The sequence below is a fragment of the Levilactobacillus brevis genome, assembly GCA_021383565.1.
GTDB lineage: Bacteria > Bacillota > Bacilli > Lactobacillales > Lactobacillaceae > Levilactobacillus > Levilactobacillus brevis_B.
In genome coordinates this window covers 1,455,897-1,476,054 of sequence record CP079699.1, presented here as the reverse complement: position 1 = coordinate 1,476,054, position 20,158 = coordinate 1,455,897, and the positions used below count along the sequence as shown (strand labels likewise).

The 20,158-nt window shown below is 52.7% G+C and carries 18 protein-coding genes; 11 read left to right on the top strand and 7 right to left on the bottom strand.

Going from position 1 to position 20,158, the window contains the following annotated elements; genetic code table 11:
- The first annotated feature begins 24 nt into the window (after window positions 1–24).
- Both KB236_06885 and KB236_06880 read left to right on the top strand, forming a co-directional pair.
- Window positions 25–840 (top strand): Cof-type HAD-IIB family hydrolase, encoded by an 816-nt coding sequence (locus KB236_06885; protein ID UIF28279.1) that lies wholly within the window; start codon window positions 25–27, stop codon window positions 838–840.
- 82 nt (window positions 841–922) lie between these two features.
- A complete protein-coding gene (locus tag KB236_06880; protein UIF28278.1) occupies window positions 923–1,573 on the top strand; it encodes a hypothetical protein in 651 nt (216 codons plus the stop codon).
- Between the two features lie 341 nt (window positions 1,574–1,914).
- On the opposite strand, the gene KB236_06875 is transcribed toward KB236_06880, so the two are convergent.
- The gene (locus KB236_06875; GenBank protein UIF28277.1) at window positions 1,915–2,871 is read right to left on the bottom strand and encodes a nucleoside hydrolase; all 957 of its coding nucleotides are present in this window, start codon (window positions 2,869–2,871) and stop codon (window positions 1,915–1,917) included.
- Window positions 2,872–3,051: 180 nt separating this feature from the next.
- Here KB236_06875 and KB236_06870 point away from each other — a divergent pair, with 180 nt between their 5' ends.
- On the top strand, window positions 3,052–4,095 hold the full coding sequence (locus KB236_06870) for a PrsW family intramembrane metalloprotease (GenBank protein UIF28276.1): 1,044 nt from the start codon (window positions 3,052–3,054) through the stop codon (window positions 4,093–4,095).
- On the opposite strand, the gene KB236_06865 is transcribed toward KB236_06870, so the two are convergent.
- Entirely contained in the window at window positions 4,080–4,835 is a 756-nt protein-coding gene (locus KB236_06865; GenBank protein ID UIF28275.1) for an alpha/beta hydrolase, read from the bottom strand. The two genes, KB236_06870 and KB236_06865, sit on opposite strands and share 16 nt — an antisense overlap.
- Window positions 4,836–4,884: 49 nt before the next feature.
- Between KB236_06865 and KB236_06860 the strand changes: the two genes are divergently transcribed.
- Entirely contained in the window at window positions 4,885–5,883 is a 999-nt protein-coding gene (locus tag KB236_06860) for an NAD(P)/FAD-dependent oxidoreductase (GenBank protein ID UIF28274.1), read from the top strand.
- Between the two features lie 543 nt (window positions 5,884–6,426).
- Here the strand turns inward: KB236_06860 and KB236_06855 are convergent.
- Window positions 6,427–8,577: an LTA synthase family protein gene (locus tag KB236_06855; GenBank protein ID UIF28273.1), complete on the bottom strand. Its 2,151-nt coding sequence runs from the start codon at window positions 8,575–8,577 to the stop codon at window positions 6,427–6,429.
- A 792-nt stretch (window positions 8,578–9,369) separates the two neighbouring features.
- Here KB236_06855 and KB236_06850 point away from each other — a divergent pair.
- Together KB236_06850 and KB236_06845 are read left to right on the top strand one after the other, a co-directional pair.
- Window positions 9,370–10,035, top strand: coding sequence for a histidine phosphatase family protein (locus KB236_06850; protein UIF28272.1), 666 nt, complete (start codon window positions 9,370–9,372; stop codon window positions 10,033–10,035).
- A gap of 15 nt (window positions 10,036–10,050) precedes the next feature.
- Complete coding sequence (locus tag KB236_06845; protein UIF28271.1) at window positions 10,051–10,485, top strand: GNAT family N-acetyltransferase; 435 nt, start codon at window positions 10,051–10,053, stop codon at window positions 10,483–10,485.
- A gap of 158 nt (window positions 10,486–10,643) precedes the next feature.
- Here the strand turns inward: KB236_06845 and KB236_06840 are convergent, their stop codons facing one another.
- Complete coding sequence (locus tag KB236_06840; GenBank protein ID UIF28270.1) at window positions 10,644–11,123, bottom strand: C40 family peptidase; 480 nt, start codon at window positions 11,121–11,123, stop codon at window positions 10,644–10,646.
- Between the two features lie 202 nt (window positions 11,124–11,325).
- Between KB236_06840 and KB236_06835 the strand changes: the two genes are divergently transcribed.
- Complete coding sequence (locus KB236_06835; protein ID UIF28269.1) at window positions 11,326–11,796, top strand: MerR family transcriptional regulator; 471 nt, start codon at window positions 11,326–11,328, stop codon at window positions 11,794–11,796.
- A gap of 66 nt (window positions 11,797–11,862) precedes the next feature.
- Here KB236_06835 and KB236_06830 read toward each other — a convergent pair whose 3' ends face one another.
- Entirely contained in the window at window positions 11,863–12,435 is a 573-nt protein-coding gene (locus tag KB236_06830; protein UIF28268.1) for a DUF1295 domain-containing protein, read from the bottom strand.
- 211 nt (window positions 12,436–12,646) lie between these two features.
- Between KB236_06830 and KB236_06825 the strand changes: the two genes are divergently transcribed.
- Complete coding sequence (locus KB236_06825; protein UIF28267.1) at window positions 12,647–13,171, top strand: PadR family transcriptional regulator; 525 nt, start codon at window positions 12,647–12,649, stop codon at window positions 13,169–13,171.
- A gap of 17 nt (window positions 13,172–13,188) precedes the next feature.
- Window positions 13,189–14,631: an MFS transporter gene (locus tag KB236_06820; protein UIF28266.1), complete on the top strand. Its 1,443-nt coding sequence runs from the start codon at window positions 13,189–13,191 to the stop codon at window positions 14,629–14,631.
- A 113-nt stretch (window positions 14,632–14,744) separates the two neighbouring features.
- Here KB236_06820 and KB236_06815 read toward each other — a convergent pair whose 3' ends face one another.
- Window positions 14,745–17,522: an MMPL family transporter gene (locus KB236_06815; protein UIF28265.1), complete on the bottom strand. Its 2,778-nt coding sequence runs from the start codon at window positions 17,520–17,522 to the stop codon at window positions 14,745–14,747.
- A 202-nt stretch (window positions 17,523–17,724) separates the two neighbouring features.
- Here KB236_06815 and KB236_06810 point away from each other — a divergent pair, with 202 nt between their 5' ends.
- Both KB236_06810 and KB236_06805 read left to right on the top strand, forming a co-directional pair.
- On the top strand, window positions 17,725–17,967 hold the full coding sequence (locus KB236_06810) for a hypothetical protein (GenBank protein UIF28264.1): 243 nt from the start codon (window positions 17,725–17,727) through the stop codon (window positions 17,965–17,967).
- 172 nt (window positions 17,968–18,139) lie between these two features.
- A complete protein-coding gene (locus KB236_06805; protein UIF28263.1) occupies window positions 18,140–19,117 on the top strand; it encodes a linear amide C-N hydrolase in 978 nt (325 codons plus the stop codon).
- A gap of 46 nt (window positions 19,118–19,163) precedes the next feature.
- On the opposite strand, the gene KB236_06800 is transcribed toward KB236_06805, so the two are convergent.
- A complete protein-coding gene (locus KB236_06800; protein UIF28262.1) occupies window positions 19,164–20,150 on the bottom strand; it encodes a YdcF family protein in 987 nt (328 codons plus the stop codon).
- Between the last annotated feature and the right edge of the window lie 8 nt (window positions 20,151–20,158).

Genomic DNA, 20,158 nt, shown 5'->3' with positions numbered 1-20,158 from the left:
AAGGTATACGGAGGACGAAAACGAATGATAAAAATGATTGCACTCGACCTAGACGAGACGTTATTGAATACCGATAAAACGATCAGTGAGGAGAACGCCGCCACTTTACGCCAGCTGCACACAGCAGGGATGAAAGTGGTGCTGTGCACTGGTCGGCCCATCAACGCGATTTGGGGGTATCTGGAGCAGCTGGGATTAACGACCAGCGAAGACTACACGATTACCTTCAATGGCGCGTTGGTTATCCAGAACACAACCAAAGAAGCGCTGGCCCAGAGTGGCTTGAGCAAGCACGACTTCCAGCCGCTACATGCCTTTGCCCAGGAGAACGGGTATCCCCTAGATATCTTGGACTTTGACCAAGTGTATCCGGTGGCCGATCTGACGCCATCGGTTTACCAGCACATGCTGAAAGCACCGATGGACTTCGTGCCCACCAAGTTTGCCGACTTACCGGATCACCTCTTCAGTAAGGCCGTCATGGCCACCGATTCGGAAATCCTGGATCAGGTCGTCAGCAATCTGACCCCAGCACTGCGCGACCAGTATCACGTGGTCCGCTCGCAACCGAAGATTTTGGAATTCTTGGCGGCGGACATGGACAAGGCCGTGGGCTTAGGCCAATTGTTGACGCACTTTGGCTGGGACTTCAGTAATCTGATGGCCTTTGGCGATGCTGAGAACGATTTGGGAATGATAAAGGCGGCCGGCGACGGGGTGGCGATGTTAAACGGTCAACCGGGAATTAAGACGGCGGCCGATCATCTGACGCCAACGACCAACAACGAGGCCGGCGTGGCGGCGTACCTGAAACAACGTTTCGCAGAGCTCTTGGCTTAACGGTAGCGATTCGTTGCAATTTCATAGGTTTGATGGCACTATAAAAGATATATTGAGTGGAAGAATAAGGAGGAGTATGGTCATGAAACGTTTATTGGTTAAGTTAGGACTAACAGTGATGGCATTGGGGACTTTGGGTGGCGTGGTTGCGCCCAGCGTCTCTGCGAGTGCTGCGAAGAAACCAACGATTAACAATACCGATTTAAAACGGTACTATAAGAATGCCAAATCCAAGACAGCCTTTTACTTCAAGACGTATAAGTCAGGTGGAAAGACCGGTTCCATGTTGATTTTTGGTGACTTCGGGTCCACGCCTAACGTGAAATACGGGGTACCAACGTCGACTAAGCTGAGCAAGAATCGGCAGACGCTGACTACCAAGTACAAGTTGATCCAATTCAAGACGGTGGATAAGAAGACCACAACGTCACTGACCAAGAAGACCTATACGTTCAAGTTAACCAAGAAGTCCAGCACGAAGTTTACGGCTAAGATTGCTGGGACCAAGGCTAACCGGCGTTTAGCAACGACCGGGAAGACTTACACGTATACCAAGACGAAGACCAGTCCAGCCGCAGCTTACGGTAAGAAGTACGTTAAGCCAGTGCTCTATAAAGAATATATGAAGGCTTTCGACTCTCTGTCGGCGGCTAACCAAAAGAAGTTCGCTAATCAATACGCGAACGCCGGGGTCAAGACCATGACCAACAACTTCAATTACAAAGTTAAATAACGCAACGGCGAAACGGCACGGCCAGAGATGGTGGTGCCGTTTTTTTGCTGACTAAAGATTGAAAGCTTGCGAACACGCCCCAGTCCCCAGCCGGCAGGGCTTACCGCCATAAAACGAGTCATCAACACCACCTGCGACTGCCAGAGACTCCGGCGCTGTGGGGAACGCCTGGGGCCTGAGAAGCGGCCCTCCGGCTCGGTTTGAAGACTGGCAGAATTTGCCAGTCTTCAAACACGTCCCGCACTGTAAGCTGACTTGAAACGGCAGGCGGACATTAAGATTACGACCCAAAAAGCCACGCCCATCGTGATTGATGAGCGTGGCTTCGATTTAACAAGAGCTTAGTTCTTCTTGAACAAAGCGGTGAGGTATTCCATAAAGGTCTTCAAGTAACGGTCCTTATCAACCGCCACGGCAACCTTCACGTTGGTAGGTTCGTTTAACCGGTTGTCGTCACCGATCGTCCGGCCATAGGTTTCCTTGTTGTAGTTAACGACCATGTTCAAGTCGATCGTCGTCACGAAGCTAGGGTCCAAAGCAACCCCAACGGCGAGTGGATCGTGCAATGCACAGCCGCCTAAGTTATCGTTAACGTCGACATAGGCTTGGATGTAGTAGTTCACGATGTCGGCAAACTTTTCGCCGGCTTCGGTGCCCAGGTCACGCCATTGTTGGGTTTCCTTCTTGGTTAAGAGGGTCCGTAACGTAACGTCCAGGCCGACCATCGTTGAATGCATTGGGCTGGTCAAGACGGCGTTAGCGGCTTCAGCATCTTGGTTGATGTTGGCTTCGGCGTAGGCCGTCACGTTACCAGGAACCGTTAAGGCCCCGCCCATGAAGGTCATGTTGCCAATTTCCGTGGCAATTTCTGGGGCTTTCTTGATAGCAGCAGCCAGGTTGGTCATTGGGCCAGTTGGGACCAACGTCAGGTCTTTACCGTACTTGTGAACGGCGTCGATTAAGAAGTCCACACCGGATTCCTTTTCAATGGACCGCTTGGGTGCGGGTAATTCGACTTGGCCGATCCCGTTTTCACCGTGGATGTCGGCACTAACTTGCATCCGGTCAAAGTGATCGCTAGTTGAGGAGTGGCTTTCACCTAAGTATACGGGAATGTCGGTGTGACCGAGCAGTTCCAAAATCTTTAATGAGTTTTGGCCACCAGCTTCGACCACCACGTTACCGTAAGAACCGATAATCCCGATTAAGTCTACGTCTGGTGCACCTAAGGCGTAAGCAATTGCTAAGGAATCATCGATACCTGTATCTAAGTCTAGAATCATTTTACGTTTTGCCATGATTTCATACGTCCCCTTTGATCGATATATATTAAATGGGCTGAACACCTACTCTAACTATAATGTAACGGTTTACATTTAGCAACCCTTGTTGGAAGCAAGTTGAAGCCGCTCGCCATTCACGGTAAACTAGAAACCAAGTCTAGGCGTCAGTGTGAACCATGTAAGGGGGAGTCAATCTTGGCGAATAAAGAGTCTGTTAAGCCGGTCAAACGGCATTTTGAGTATCACAACCATTTATTGGACGATGCCACCAAAGAGATGAACGAATGGACGGGCGAGAACAAAGTCGTTGAAATTCATTTATTTTCAATGTTTTCAGCCGTTTTTAAACATCATGACTTGGATGATGCCGAATCATTATTTATCGTAGGGACCAAAGAAACCACGCCATCACTGGAGGCCGTTTCCTCGGCGCCAGTGAAACCGTGGTTATTTTCCCGCGTCTTTGCGGTACTCGGCGCGAGCTTTGTCCTTTTAGCCCTGTTATTTCTGGGGTTTCGGAGTAACAATGCCGTGCCGGGGATGATCTTTATCGGATCGTTGACCGTCCCATTTTCACTCATGATCATGTTTTTTGAAATCAACGTGTTCCGCAATATCTCCGTGTATCAGCTGATGGCAGTCTTTCTGGTCGGCGGGATTCTGTCGTTGGTTGCCACGATGATTCTGTACTCGCTGATTCCGTCCGGCAACGGCGTGTCGTGGGAGTCCGCCCTGATCGTGGGATTTATCGAAGAGACCGCTAAGATGTTGGTGATTGCCTTCTTCGTCAACCGTTTCCGCTTGAATTATATCTTTAATGGCTTACTGGTGGGGGCGGCCATCGGCGCGGGGTTCGCCGTCTTTGAGACCGCTGGCTACACCGGCCAATACGGACTGGTTACCCTGCTGATGCGCAGTTGGCAGGCCATCGGGACGCACACTATCTGGTCCGCCATCATGGGCGCCGCGATTATCTTGGCCAAAGACCGGCACCAACCGGTCACTGGGGGAAATATGGTGGCGCCAAAATTTCTCCGTTTCTATCTCCTGGCGATTCTGTTACACGCCGGTTGGGATTGGAACGCGCCGTTTGACGTACTGGATATCCTGTATCTCCAACAATGGGCGCTCATCGCCATTGGTTGGCTGGCCATCTTCGTGCTGATTAACGCCGGTCTGCGGGAGGTCCGGACGCTCCAGGGGCAACGCATCTTGAAGAACAGTCAGCTTGGCGGATAGAGGAATCGGATAATCTGCCGGTCAATCCCCGGATTCTCGTGGAGTAGGGAGTGCTGCATGTCCCAGATGGGGCCGTCGAGCTCTTCAAAACGGTAGCTACCCACGCGGCCGGCCACCAGCTGGCGTAGTGGAAGCGTGGTATCGACCGGGACCTCACTGTCGTTACCCGTTCGGCCGATATTACCGGCGAGATTGAGGATGTGAAGCTGCGGATAGGCCCGCCGCAGTGGTGCGCGACCCGGGAAGTCGGCGCCAATGCAGACCAATCGACTGACGGTGACTGGTGCTTGCCGGTTGCGATTCAGGTAGTCGTAGGCGATGGTGCCGCCGGAAGAGTGGCCGATAAAGTTAACGTGAGTGATACCGTAGCGGTCATGCAATTGCCGCAAAACGGGGACCAGCTGGGTCGCTTCACGTTGGGCGTGCGTGTTATCCTTAAAGAGAACTGGCACCAGAACGTTGGTGGTCAAGCACCGGTGTTGTTGCCAGCGAATCTGCCCGTCGTAGGCCACGTGCGCCGTCAGGGCAAAGTGGCCGAGGTGGCGGCGGTTGAGATCAAGCACCATGTCGCGCATGGAGAGCCAGCCACCGCTGTTCCCCGGTAAGAAGAGGGTGGCCGTGGTGGTTTGGGGGACGCGCAGGTGGGCCAACGCCGCCTGTCGCGACTGCCAAATGCCGGTGAGGCCGCCGAGGGTCAGTAGGGTAGTGAGTAGGATTGTGAAGCCACGCAGATGTTTCATGACGGCCACCTCCTAACAGTGTGGGTATTCAAGAATGGAGTAAAGACAAATGACAGAAGCTTATGATATTACGATTGTCGGCGGTGGTCCCGTCGGCATGTTTGCGGCCTTTTACGCCGGGATGCACAATGCGAAGACCCAAGTGATTGAAAGTCTCGCGGAACTTGGGGGTCAGGTGAACGCCCTGTATCCAGAGAAGACAATTCTAGACGTGGCCGGTTTTCCCGGTATCAAAGGTCGGGACCTCATTGCCGGCCAACAAGATCAGCTCAAACAATTTCCGTTGACAATTAAGACGGGTGAGGCGGTCACCAATGTGGTGGCTAACGACGCGGGCTTTGTGGTGACCACACCTAAGGGCACCAGTCAGACGCGGGCGGTCATCGTGGCCGTGGGTAACGGCGCCTTTACGCCGCGCAAGTTAAATGTTGCCAACGCCGATGCCTTGACCGGCAAGCACCTGTTCTACAGCGTTCGCGATTTAGAACATTTCCGGGACAAACGGGTTATGGTTGCCGGGGGCGGGGATGCCGCCATCGACCAAGCTCTGCTGCTAGAATCCGTGGCTAAATCCGTAACGCTCCTGCATCGCCGGGCCCAATTCAGAGGGCTGGCCCACATGGTGGACTTGCTCGAAGCCTCCACGGTCAACGTGCAGACGCCGTATCTGATTCGCGACCTCCAGACCACATCCGATGGGGCCGTGGACGTTACACTCAAGCAAGTCGGGTCGACCGATGAGTTGACCCATCAAGTTGTCGATGATTTGGTGGTCAGTTATGGTTTTACGGCGGACCATTCGGCCTTGGCCGCGTGGGACGTGGACTTGGCCGAGGAGCACCGTTTGATCGCTGTTGACCGCCAAATGACCACCAGTGTTCCGGGCATCTACGCCATCGGGGACGGGGCCACTTATCCGGGAAAGTCACCGCTGATTGCCATCGGTTATGGTGAAGCGCCGATCGCCGTACAGGCCATCATGTCCACGTACTTCCCCGATCGTCGTGGCCCGGTTCACAGCACATCAATTTCACTTAACAAAGATTAGCTGGGAGATATCGGGTGACCGCCTTGCCGTTCGCGAAATCTAGGCTGGGACGCTGGGGAAGGCCGGTCCGAGCCAAAGGGCGGTCTCGGAACCTTGCTTTGAGCTGGAAGCCCATCTTCTCAAAGTCACCGATTTACCAGTAAAGATCACTGGTAAATCCCCCGGCTGAGCCTAGATTTCGCTTCACTCACGGCTACGGTAAGCGTCGTCCAATCAGATACGTTACGTCAGCCATTGGCGGTTATTGCTTATGCTGCTTTTTCGTGGGGCCACTTGTCCATTGCTGGTGGATACGAGTAGCGTAGTTACAACTTTCAAAACAAGTTAGGTTTGGCCGTTGTCGAGCACTCAGCCAATCTCTGCGTTCCAGCTCATCTAGGGCGAACGGCAAGGCGGCCAGTTCGAGCAATGCCACCACGCTATGCTCAACCCCTGACCTTCAGCTAAACCTTAGAATGCACACTGATTAAATGCAAAGAAGCTATCCGTCCAACGTGAAGATTGAACGGATAGCTTCTTTATTTTGGACGCAGATAACGCAGTCTACTTGCCGCTGGTGTCATCTGGGTTGGTAATCTTGATACGGTTCGAATCGGTTTGCTTGTGGTTGAGTTCCGGCGCATCCGTCTTGTACAGACCCTGCGTGGACTTATCGCCATTCCGGGAGAAGAGGCTTGTGGACTTCAAGCCCAGCTTCTTCTCTAGTTTTTCAGCCTTTTGGAGGCCATCGGAATAGTTATAGTCTGCCGGGTCAACGGCGGTAAAGCCCTTCGGATGGTAGAAACGCAACAGATTCTTAGAGTTCAAGGAATCCGAGTAACTTAGCCCTTGATTAACGTGCTGCTGCATCTTCTCAATCTTGGTCTTCAACTTACCCGTCGGATGAATCTCCTGCTTGGTCTTATTGCTGTAGATGGTCCCATCGACGGAGGTGTAGTCGGGACTTTCCCAATCGCGGTTACGGAAGGCCACGACTTGGTTGTGTTCGCTGGAGAACAGGTCGGTCCCAAACTGCAGGTATTTCTTGGTACTCATCCCCATCAGGTGCATCAACGTTGGCAAGACATCAATCTCGCCGCCATAGGTGTGTTCAACCTTTCCCTTGGTGTATCCGGGCATGTTAAACATCAGTGGCACGCGCTGGAGCTGAGCGTTGTCGTAATCGTTCCAGTCATCTGGGTTGACACCCAACAACTTCGCCAGGCTCTTGTTGGACGAGTTGGAAATGCCGTAGTGGTCCCCGTAGATCATGACCAGTGAATTTTTCGCCAAGCCGGACTTGTTGAGGTAGCGGTAGAATTCCTGAATGGATTGGTCGAGGTAATTGGCGGTCTTGAAGTAGTTGTCGACCGTCTTATCCCCAGTGTCTGGGGTCTTGAAGCTACTATCCTCGCTATCCAAGGAGAATGGGAAATGGTTGGATACGGTCAGGTACTTCACGTAGAACGGTTGTTGCAAGTGTTGCAGGTACTTGACGGAGTCGTTGAACAGCAGTTTATCCTTTAAGCCGTAGCCCAGTGATTTATCGCCAGAGGTATCGTAGTAGCTGGCATCGAAGAAGTACTGGTAGCCGAGATTCTTGTAGGTGTTGTTCCGGTTCCAGAAGCTTCCCACATTACCGTGGAAGACGGCTGTGGTGTAGCCGGCCTGATTGAAGATGGCCGGGGCGGCCTGAAAGGTGTTGTCGTTGCCCAATTGGGTGAATAACGACCCCTGCAACAGCCCATATGTCCCGGTTTCTAGCATGGTCTCGGCGTCGGAAGTCTTCCCCTGACCGACTTCATGGAAGAAGTTGTCGAAGCTGTAGGTGGACTTACTCTTGTAGAGCTTGTTCAGAAACGGCGTGACTTCCTGGCCATTGACCTTTTTATTAATCAGAAATTGCTGGAAACTCTCCAAGTGAATGATGATGACGTTTTTCTTCTTGGCGACCCCGTAGAGTTTCTTATCAGGCGCCGCGTAGTTCTTATGAACGTATTTTAGAATGCCACTAAGCTCGGACTTCTTGGCGTGAGAGCGCATCTCGCTGGTGTGCCCGGACTTGATACCGTCGTAAACGGTGAAGGCGTCCAGCCCCAGATACTTGACCACGTAAGTCCGATCGAAGGTCCGCGTTAACAGTTGCGGCCGGTCCATTTCGCCCAGCGTCAGGTTGACGGAGAAGGCGAGCAGGGCGGCAGAGGTAACGGCCAGACCGACACGCTTGTTGACGGGCCGGGGATCGACGTAGATGCGGCGGGTCAGCATCAGGAGTAAGACGATGACGAGGTCCAGCCAGTAGAGAATATCATGTGGTGAGGTCAGGGCCAGCGAACTGCCGGAGAGTCCCTGGTCAACCTTTGAATACCCCAGTACGGTGCTCACGGTCATGAAGTCGGTAAATTCCCGGAAATAAATGACGTTTATGTAGAGCAACAACGTATTTAAGATGTCGATCAGAAAGAGAAAGGGGTAGAAGAACCGCGCGCGCTTGAGGTAGAGTGCCAGTCCAAAGAGTAACACGGTTGTCGCGATGGGGTTCAGGATGACGATGAGGAACTGGAAGGGATCGCTCAGTCCTAATTTGAAGTCGACGAAATAGGCGACTAATGTCTTCAGCCAGAAGAGCACGACCAGTAGGGTAACAAAGCCCATTCGTGTGCCGGTTCTGGCCCAGATTCTTTTGAAACGTTCCAAGTTATTTCGCTCCTTCATTTTGTAGATAAGTAGTCTTATTCTACCATAGTTAACGGGTCTTGGCTGGTGCTCGCAAACTTGGCATTTTCCCTATCCTAGCAAATAACTGGGGTAGATAGTAGGTCTAGCGGCAAGTTTAGGAAAAGTTTAAGTCCCGGCCGATAAAACACAGCTGGTCGCCTTGCCGTTCGCCCCGGGCCAACTCAAACTTATCTTCAACCACGAAATGGACTAAACCAGTAGCCTACGCCTGCCAGCAGTTCCGCCTGCTGTGGGGACCGCCTGCAGCCAAAGAACGGGCTTCCGGCTCGCTTGGAAGCCTCGCAAAGCTCACGAGTCTCCCAAGTCGTCCCACGCAGTAACCTGGCCTAGAACGCCAGCTAACTGCGCTGTCACGGCTGGCTCCACTACTGGCGAACTCCGGCAAGATTGGGTAGTTAACCAAAAGTTAGCGTTAGCTTACGTTAACTGTAGGCCCCGCCGTCATAGCCGTAGCCAATTAGTGTGGTCAACCACTACCAGAGCCGAGAGTGAAGCCTCAGATGAGCTCAGCCGTGGGATTATCTGAACGGCGTGAGCCGGTTAGATAATGGCGACTTGGAAACGCCGATTCTTGGCGGTTCCAAGCGAGGAGAAAGACCGCTTCTCAGGCTTTCTCCGTCCTACCCACCGCATTCCAGCTCATCTGGGGCGAACGGCAAGGCGACCAGAACGGACTAGTTTGGGTAAAGAAATCAATACCATTTCTGGCGTTATTTGGTACACTAGAGTCAGACAAAACTGTCAGTAAAGGAAAGGTGTGAAGACGTTATGGACAAGCAAATCACATTATATGTGGTGCGGCACGGACAGACTTATTTCAACATCTATAATAAATTACAGGGCTGGAGTAATTCACCGCTGACTGAAGCCGGAATCGCGGATGCCAAGGCGGCCGGTGAGCGACTGCAAGACGTGCCATTTGCGGCGGCCTATTGCAGTGATACCACGCGGGCCGAGCAGACGGCCAAGACGATTTTGGCGGCCAACCACACCCAGCCGGCGCCCAAGTTGACCACGGCCCCGTATTTTCGCGAGGAGTTCTACGGCTACTACGAAGGCACCGATATGGCTCAGGCGTGGTACGTGGCCGGCGCACCTCACGGCGTACCATCCTTTAAGGCCATCGAGGAGAAATACTCCATTGGTAAGGCCAAGGACTTCTTAAAGGAAGCCGATCCTTTCCGCCAAGCCGAGAATAATGACGAGTATTGGGCAAGGGTAGACCAAGCCTTTGACTTGATCCGCGCCAATCCGGCCTTGAAGGATGGCGACAAGGTCCTGATGATTAGCCATGGCAATACCCTGCTGAGCCTGATGGAACGTTACGGTCAGGGCAAGTACGATCTGAGCGTGCGGCCCGCCAATGGCAGTTTGACCAAATTATTACTGACACCGGACGACATTCAGGTGCTGAGTTACAACCAAAAAGATTAGGACGAGGATGGTTTGATGGAAATTAGAATGGCTTGGGGTAAATTGAACCCCGTCTACCAGGACGCTGTACAGATTCGCAAGGACGTGTTTATCGCCGAGCAGGAGATTGACCCGCAGGTGGAGTTAGACGGCACGGATGAAGATAAGATGCACTACGTGGGGTACGTGGACGACCAGCCCGTTACCACGGCGCGAATTGACATGTTAGCGGGTAACCGCGTGAAGATTCAACGGGTCGCCACGGAAAAGTCCGCGCGGTATCATGGGTACGCCGGTGAATTGATTAAACAGATTATGGCGGACGCCAAGAAGTCTGACGTGACTAGGGTTGAATTGGACGCCCAACAGACGGCATTGGATTTTTACCGGGAGTTGGGTTTTACGGTGATTGGTGAGGTCTTCGAAGAAGCAGGAATTCCGCATCAGACCATGCGCTATACAGTAGATTAGAAGAGTTGAAGGGCATTGCCTGTGACGTGTGCGCGTCGTGGACAATGCCTTTTTGGTTTGAAATTTGATAACAAAAAACACGTTACCGCAAGCCAACTGCTTACGCGTAACGTGTCATCATTATGATCGTTCAATTGAATTCATGAGGTTCAGACGAACTAGTCGGCGTCAGTGGCCGTGGTTACACGAGCGTAACCAACGGCGTGCCACCATGGGGCATGAACGGCTTCGCGAACGACACCACGGTTTTGGGCGTCAATCATCTTACCGTTACCTATGTACATCCCAACGTGAGAGATAGAACCCTTACTGTAACCGAAGAAGACCAGGTCACCTTTTTGAATGTTCTTGTAACTAACATGCTTGTATTTGTTGTATTGTGCTTGGGCCGTCCGTGGTAACGTGGTCTTGGCACCCTTCTTGTAGATGTAGCTGGTAAAACCAGAGCAATCAAAGGCGGAAGGACCGGTAGCACCGTAAACGTAACGAGCACCCAAGTGAGACTTAGCAACCTTGTAAACTGACTTGAAAGAACTGTTGGAAGCGGCTGATGCGGTGGTCGTAGTGCTCATCGAAACAGCGAAAACCCCAACCAAAACCAATGCAAATGCGGCTAATAGTTTAACAACTTTCTTCATTCCTACTGACAACTCCTCATGAATTATTACAGTTACTAGCGTACCAATGTAATGTGACAAATATGTAACAAGCCGTTTGCAAACGGGTTAAATGTCTTAAACAAATCGTTACTTTTTGCAATTTAGTTGCAATATACCGGTAAAACTTGGTATTATCTAACAGGGTTGATAAGTAAGTTAACACGGGGAGGAAGCGTGAGCAATGGCAGTATTTTCAGAACAAATGCGAGCAGCCTTTGATTTCCATCGGTTAGTCTTTCGAATCGGGGAATTATCGACGATGACCGATGTGTCTGCCCGGCAGCTCCGTTACTGGGAGAAGAAGGGTTTAATCACGTCTCGTGAACGGGAGGATGGCCAGCAAGCACGGGTCTACACGTTCAAGACGTTTATCAAGGTTTCCATCATGAAATATTTTCTAGATAACGGCTATACCCTAAACGGCGCGGCCAAGCAGGCGCAAGCGCGGGAGGACCGGGTGAAAGATATCCACCGGTTCATCTCGACGGGGATGAAGGGATTCGCGCAGATCGACGGGAATATGGCTCTTAATTTGGGTCGGTTCGATGACGAGCGAACGTTGATGGCCGTGCTACCGGACGAGGGCGATGTGCAGTACAAACTATTGCCGAATGCCGAAGCGCAGCGATTGACTGCGGAAATTGCAATGTAAACATAAGTAAACGGGCTCAAGACGCCAAGGTCTTGGGCCCGTTTTGACGTTCAGTTTTAGTGATGATTACCAGATGAAGGGGATCAGTTCCTTGGTGTCCCGTTGATAGGCGATGAAGGCCGCGCCGTATTTATCGGCGAGATACTTGTCAGCCGTGGGAATGTAAGAGAAGACGAAGAGCGCCAGCAACATCAGTGGGATGAGTAGGGCGTACGGGTTGCCCACCAGGAGCGCACAACCGAGGACCCAGAGTACATCGCCAAAGTAATTGATGTGGATGGCGTACTTGAACAGGCCACCGCGATATAATTTACCCGCATTGTTCGGGTCGGCTTTGAAGGGCTTGCGCAAAAGTTCGGCGGTGGTATTGATGACACTGCCACCGATAAAGCAAAGTAGCCCCAGCGCGTAGGTGACCGGGATGAAGTGACCACCGTAAATGAGCAGCAGGGGGAACCCCAGATAGTAGAGGGCAAAGGCCAGACTGTTTCCAATGGCTTCGGACCAGCCGATCCCCGGGGGAGCCACCAGAACATCATGGCGTTGAGACGCGCAAAGATAATGGCCAGAAAGCCAGCTAGCGTCCAGGTCAGTAGACGGGGCTGGTCCTCGTTCGCTAACCAATAACCGCTTAGACATAAATACAAGCACTGCGCCACCAGGATGGTGAGTTTAGCGCCAGTTGCCGATTGTTTCCGTCCATACATCGTCATCGTCTCCTTCGTTGACTTTGGCCTAAGCATACACCCGTAGCTTAAGGGGATAAAGCGGTAGATTTGTGATGCCAGTTTTACTTTCATATATCGTCCCGATATACTATAATAAGTCAGCGATAAGGGAGTTGACGCGTGTGTACGAATTATTTATTTTAGGTCAGTTGATGGACCATGCCATGTCCGGCTATCAACTGCGCAAGGCCTTGGCCACGGTGGTGGGGCAGGAACAGACCGTGAGTTATGGGGTGCTCTACCCGTTACTGGACCGGCTGGCGCAGCGCGAAGAGATTACGCTGGTGACCGAAGCTGGACAGTCGCGGGCCAAGAAGGTGGCGCGGATTACGTCGCGGGGCCGGGAGCATTTCGCTCAGCTCGTCATGGTGCCGGTCACCATCAACAAGCAAGCCCAGTTGACCTTCCAGATTAAATGTAATTTTTTACATCTGTTATCTTCGACTGATCAGCGAACCATTTTATCGGATTTTCAAAAATTTAGTCAGTTTCAATTACAAAACTTGCAGGACGTTCGGGACTATCTCGGTGGTCACCCGCGAATGGTGCCAACCGATGTCGTCGATGCGCTGCAGGTCAATCAGTTACAGCAAGTTCGCGCCCAAGCCCAAGCCGATTGGGTGGCCGCTCGGCTTGCTGAGTGCTAAGTCAGGGAGTTGAGCAGATGAAAGTGAAACGTTTTGCGGACGATCCGCAGATTCAAAAGCATCGTTGGTGGATTCTAGTGGCGGTCTGTCTCTTCACCTTTATGTCCACCTTGGACGCGAGCATCGTGAACATTGCCTTACCCGTCATTAGTCGGGACTTAGCCATTCCGATGAACCAAGCGGAGTGGGTGGTGTCCATTTATTTAATTGTGATTTGCGCGTTGCTCCTCTTGTTCGGAAAGCTGGGAGACACCTGTGGGAAGATTCGGATTTTTAAAATAGGGTCCGTTCTATTTACGATCGGTTCCTTGCTCTGTGGATTCAGCCTTGGCCTGGCCTTTCTGCTGGTGGCGCGGGCGCTTCAGGCCGTTGGCGCTGCCATGACCATGGCGACCAATAGCGGTATCATCACGGAGGTCTTTCCATTTAACGAACGCGGTCGGGCGCTCGGAATGATTGGATCGTTTGTCGCGTTGGGAAGCATTGCGGGACCCGGCGTCGGTGGTTTGATTCTGGCCCACTTGAGCTGGGGGTATATCTTCTGGATCAACGTGCCGATTGGTATCGCGGCCTTTTTGCTGGGGCAACGTATCTTGCCGCGAGACATTACCGTCAGTCAACAACCGATCGACAAGGCCGGGGCCACGTTGTTTGCCGTGATGATGGTCACGCTCTTCGCCGGCGTCTTCATTGGGCAAGAGATTGGCTTTGCCCAGCCTGCGATTCTGGGGCTATTTATCATCGCCGCAGTTGTCACAGTCGTTTTCGTCCGGCTGGAGTTGCGGTTGGACCAGCCGATTCTGGCCCTCCATTTATTTGAAAATAAACGCTTCTCCGTCAGCATTCTCTGTGCCTTTCTGATCTTTGTGGCCAACTTCTTCTTCAACGTGATTGCGCCGTTCTATCTGGAAAACGCCCGCAATATGCCCGCCAATTACGCCGGGTATGCGCTGATGACCTTTCCCATCGTGCAGGTCGTCGTGGCGCCGATTGCCGGAAGCATTTCGGATAAGATTGGACCGGAAATTCTGACGTTCGTCGGGTTGCTCCTGATTTCCATCAGTCAGGTAGGCTACATGTTGGCCAATCTGGCAACACCGCTGTGGCTCTTCATGTTCTTCGTCGGTCTGGTGGGCTTCGGTAACGGGGTCTTCATGGCGCCGAATAACTCGATTGTCATGAGCTCAGTGCCTATGAAAGATCTCGGCGTGGCCGGTGGGGTCAACGCATTGGCGCGCGAGATGGGGATGATCGTCGGCATCTCGGTTGCCACGACCGTGTTGTTCTCAGCGATGGGCCATTACGCGGGCCACAAGGTCACGGCGTATTTACCAGCGCATCCGGACATCTTCATCGCCGGGATGCACGTGGCGTTCATGGTCTCGCTAGCCATCTGTCTGGTCGCCAGCGTGATTACCGGTTGGCGGGTGTTTCATCGCACGACGCCGGCGAAGGGGTAATGACCTAGCCGCCACGTTTCAGCTCATATCTTGCGAGCGGTAAGGCGATCAGTTCAATACGATTTCAAAAAGGCAGCCCTCACTTTTCGCGAGAGCTGCCTTTTGCGTAACATTTACTTTTTATCGGTGGTGTCTTCACGCCGCTTAGCTGCACGGGTCTTTGGCTTGCGGGTTGACCGCTTGCGTTTCCGGAATTGCATCGGCTTTTGGGCCGGAATGATAACGGAAAGCTTGCCGAAGGACGAGGCCATGAGTGGCAAGGCTAAGTTGAAGATGATGGCCGTGAAGATCGTGATCAGCGTCACTGCAGTCAACGTCTGTGATTCGGCGGCTAAGAGCCCGAGAACCCCGGCGATGATGATGAACAGGGAGTGACGCATGGTCTGGCCTACTTCGTTGATGCCCGGCAATAACCAGTCGAGCAGAGGGCCATCGTTGAGGCGGTAGCTCAAGGCTAACTGCGTTAACTCGACCACTGCGAGGACGGTTAATGGGATGAAGGCCAACAGAGGAACTTGCCAGTTGAATTCACTGTTACCCGTGATCCAACCCATGATGAGTTGGGTCAGCTGGTAACCTGCGGCGGCGGAGGCCAGGAACGTTAAGAACCAGTAGCCCGCTTGGAGCAGGGAGCGACTGAACAGGACCAGGAGTAACAACGTAATGCCGAAGACTAGGAGCAAGACGCGAGGTAAGTCGTGTTGGTATTGCGTTTGAATGGTGCTAGCAACGACGGGCTGACCACTGAAAGTTAACGTGGCATTGTTCAATACCGTACCGCGCAATTGACTCTTGGCGACTTGCTTCAATTGATTCAGCGTTTGGGTGGTTGTCTTCGCGTTTGGCGCCTGCTTTAACGTAATCGTTAAGTAGGTCGTCTGTACCTTGGCGTCCGTGTAGTTCGTCAGGGATTGTTGGAAATCACCACTGGCAATCTGGGTAGGCGACAAGTACAGGGACTTGGCGGCTTCGGAAGACTGTAAGCCACTGAGGTACAGGTAAATCTTGTTCATGGATGTTTGCATGCTGGCAACCTGTTTCTTAGACGTCTTCAGGTTGTCGCTAACGGCCTTGATGGCTTCTGCGTAGTTGCTGAGGCTGGAGTGAGCAGTCGTCACACCGGTATTGACCGTACCTACAGAATTGGAGATGTTGGTTAAATCGTTAACCGCGGTGTTCAACTCCGTATTCACGGCGTTCAACTGGTTGATGTACCGCGTGATGCGCTTGGACGTACTGGTGGTGCCAGCGGCCGTTGACCGGCTGAGTGCGGCTTGCAGTGATGATTGCAGGACATTGCTGTCGCTCATCAAAGAAGTCGTCTGGGTGGTCAACTTGTTAAGCCGTTTGACCTCAGACTTCAAGGTCGCCTGTTTCAGGTTCGTCTTGTCGGACTGCAGATCGTTGCGCACAGTCCCTAACTGACCGACAATTCCCGTAATGTTTTCGTTGAGGGAACTCAGTTGGTTAGACACGTAGTACTGCGTGATCGGTTGACCACCAGGCTGGGTAACGGAGGTGACAGCGGCAACACCCGGTTGGGCTTGCAGTTTCTTTGTCAGGTTATCCAGTTGATAGAGTTGATTTTGATTGTCGAGGCGTTGATTGGTTGAGATGTACAGCGTGACTGGCGTTGCTTTCCCTTGACCAAAGTGTGCACTTAATACCCGAGCACCCTGCACGGCTTGATTGTTCGGAATATCTTGAGCGTTGTCGTAGTTGAGGTTGGTCCGATTGGCAAAGACGACGGGGACGATGAGGTACAAGACGACGGCGACCGCAATCCAAGGTTGCCAGAGACCGAATTTGGTCAAATGGAACCAGAGCTTGTGATCTTTCAACCGTGGCCGCGTCTTCTTAGGCCAGAAGAGGCTGGTACCGAGCATTCCCGTGAAGACAGGAACCAAAGTTACGCTGGCAATTCCGGTGATGGCAAAGCCAATCCCCAGCAGGCCAAATGCCCGAATGGTTGAGAAGTCAAAGAGCATTAGACTTCCAAAGGCAATGGTCAAACTCAGCGTACTGATGAGGATGCGGTAGCCCAAGTCATTGACGACTTTTGACGTCGCCGCTTGGCTGTCGGCCCCGTCATCGGTCAGGTTCCGTAGTTCCCGGAAGAACCAGAAGCTGGTCAGTAACGTGAATAGACTGATTCCAAGTAAGAGGAAGATCGGCGTATATTCGGAATACGCGAAGTTCCAGTGGTAGGCCAGGTTAGTTGCCAGAGAGAGCGTCGCAATATAACTAATTAAAATAGCTAAAAATGTGATGATTGGGGCGATGATTGAAGCGAATAAAATCCCCATGGCAATTAACGCAATCAGCATGGTCATCAAAATGACGATCAGGGTGAACGACGAAATGTGTTCGTTGGCGGCATCACTAATAATCTCGGGACTCGTCACGTAGGTGTTCAAGCCGACCGTTGAGATTTGTGACTTCAACTGGGAGGTGATTTGCCGCACGGTACCTTGATTGTGGCTAACCTCCAGCTGAACAATTTCCGTAGATTTATCCTTGGAAAGGAGTTGGGTACGGCTCGTTGGTGTGTTGGTCATAGTCGTGATCTTTTGCACACCGTAGTAGCTGGACCGTTTCTGCAAATCGGAGACAGTCTTATTGACTGAGGCGAGTTGCTTGTTGGTGAGGGCACCGTCGGGGTTGTTAAAGACCGCGTTGACGGTGTATGTTCCGTTTAGATTCCGACCCCAATTATTCTTAAGCTGGGTCGCCTTAACGGGTTGACTCGTATTCGCCAATTGTGGCTGCCCATCATATTGAATGATGGTCTTAACATTTGGCAAGGTGACGATGGCCGCAAAGACCACGACTAACCAGAATACGAGTGCAAAAATCCGGTTGTGGTGAAGCTTTCTTATCCGTTCTCGCATATGTAATCTGAGTCCTCTCTATCTAATCAATTTCCCGCCGTGCAAGCAGGGTGCAGTTCACTCTCAATTTTACCATATTGGGGGAAATTCGGGCCGTTTTCGGCGTTATTTAAGAAAGTTTAAGAAACCCTTTCGTTGACACTGAGAATAAAGCGGGTAAAGTAGAAGACCTCGTACTAACTAAAAGAAAGAACGTGAAAAAATGACGAAGCACCATCAAGCCTACCACAGTCCCTACGCCGCGATGCTGACGAACGAACGATTCGCGTTGGCCACACGATTAGCGGCACAATACCACCTCGACGAAAGCCAGGTCATGTTTGCCTATCTTCAGATTACAGCGACCGTTGCCGAACCAGGAAAAACGGTCACGGCCCGTCAACGGGAGATTGACCGGCGTTTTCAGGCCTTTCTCGAAGATGCGGGTACCCCGAAACCACTTTAATTGCGGATTCGGTAGTTTTCACGTAAACTTAATTAACTAGATTAATCGTGTTTTGGATGATGGACCTGCTGGTACGCGTGATATCCGGTAGAACTTTTGGCAACCGCAGGCGATCACACTAGGCATTGAAGCATCAGAACTATGCAATGAGCAACAAAGGAGGGCGTTTGCCATGTGTACCAGTATTTTACAAATTGCCAAGGACGGTAGCCATATCCTGGCGCGCACCATGGACTGGCACGCGCTCTACGTGCAGCCGTTATTCGTGCCCCGTGGCTACCAGTGGCAGAGTGTCTTCGACAATCATTGGCACACCAACCGCTACGCCATGATTGGGGGCGGCGGTGCTCACCACCACGAGATCGACGTGTCCGACGGGGTTAATGAGATGGGGTTGAGCGTACAGAAGCTGACGTTTGCCAATGGTTCTCAGCTGGTGGAACGGCCCACGCCGGGACAGGTTCATTTGGCCCCGTACGAATTCTCCTTTTATCTGCTGGCCAATTACGCCTCCGTCGCCGACATCGAGGCCCATCTAGACGAGGTTCAACTGATGAGTGGCGCCTATGCCGTCAATAATATTGGTGATTCCGAACTCCACTTTGCGGTGGTCGATCGGACGGGGCGCACCGTGGTGATTGAACCCACGCATTTTCCGATGCGTGTACGCGAGAATCCGCTGGGCGTTGTGACCAACAGTAAAGACTTTGAGTTGCAGCTTGAACGGTTGGGGCAGTACGTCAACTACACCGACGACTTTGAGAAGGGCACGGTGCCGCTGAACGCTCCGCGGGTCACCACCGGTCGTTTCTCCGGTAAACCCGTGCCGAGTGGTTCCTATACGCCGGGTGGTCGTTTCGTCCGGGCCGCCTATTACAAGGAACGCGCCGACTTGCCTGCCGATGAACGGGCGGGCATTGTTAGCGCCTGGCATCTGCTGGATAGCGTGGCGGTTCCCAAGAGTCATCAGTACCGGCCGACCTATTCCGTTTACCGGGCGGCGACGTGTAGCGAGTCGTTGACGTACTATTTTCAACCCTACAACCGCCTGGATGTGGTGCAGTTGAAATTAACGCCGGACATGTTGGCGTGGACCAAGCCTAAATTTTACAACGTGGCCAATCAATTAACCGTGACCGCCTTAAATTAAGTCAAAGCCGGTAGCAGGGGTCTCGGCCCGCGCTGCCGTTTTTTGTTTAGGGCAGCATCCACAGCACGTTCGTCGCAATCAGACCAATTAATACGCCACGATGCAGGCGTGGGTGAAGCATGATGAGGGCTAGAAATTCGCGGGCCCAGCCGACAACGATGTAGCCGGGCCGCGTCGGGGCGGGATAACCGCCGGCGTGAATGCCCAATTGGTGAGCCAATAACCGAGTTCGAAAAAGGTGGTAGCCATTGGTTATCAGGACCACATGGCCGCCCTGATTGGGCAGACGCCACCAGAGCTTCTGGCTGTTGATGAGATTGGTCCGCGTGTTGGTCGCGGCGGTCTCTTGAATGATGCGTGCGGCGGGGTAGCCACGTCGCGTGAGGTAGTCGGCCATGGCGGCGGCCTCGCTTAGCGACTCATCCGGTCCCTGACCACCAGTGACGATTAGGGTGACGGGGTGATCCTGACGTTTAGCGAAGGCCAGAGCGGTATCCAATCGGGCGCCGAGGACCCGGCCAATCTGATCACCATTGATCAGGCCAGCGCCCAGAACTACCAGTGTGTCGGCGTGCCGGGCGCGCAAGCACACCACGCGGAGGTAACCAACGAGCCCCGCGGCGAAGAAGATGCCAAGGTAGAGGCTAAATGCGGGGATGAAGCTGAGCCAGGGCCAGATAGTATCGTTGAAAGCACCGTGGCCGACCGCGTAGATCCAGGCGACACCTAGAAACAACCAGACCCAGATGCCGGCGATGAGGCCCCAGGCTAAGTGTTCACGCTTACGGACGATGAGTCGGGGCGAGCCGATGATGAGCAGCAGGGTGAAGAGTCCCCAGCAGCCAATGATCGCAATAATGAAGCGGCCAGTATCGGCAATCAGCGGCGCCCACGGTCGTTGTGAGAGGGTGGCCATGAGCGTAATCAAACCGCCACTCAGAATGGTGACCACCGCGCTGGTTAGGCCGTGTGGGTCCCAGATGGTTAGTAAAATGACGAGACAAATCAGAACAATGCTGGCGCTTAGTAGCATGATGATCT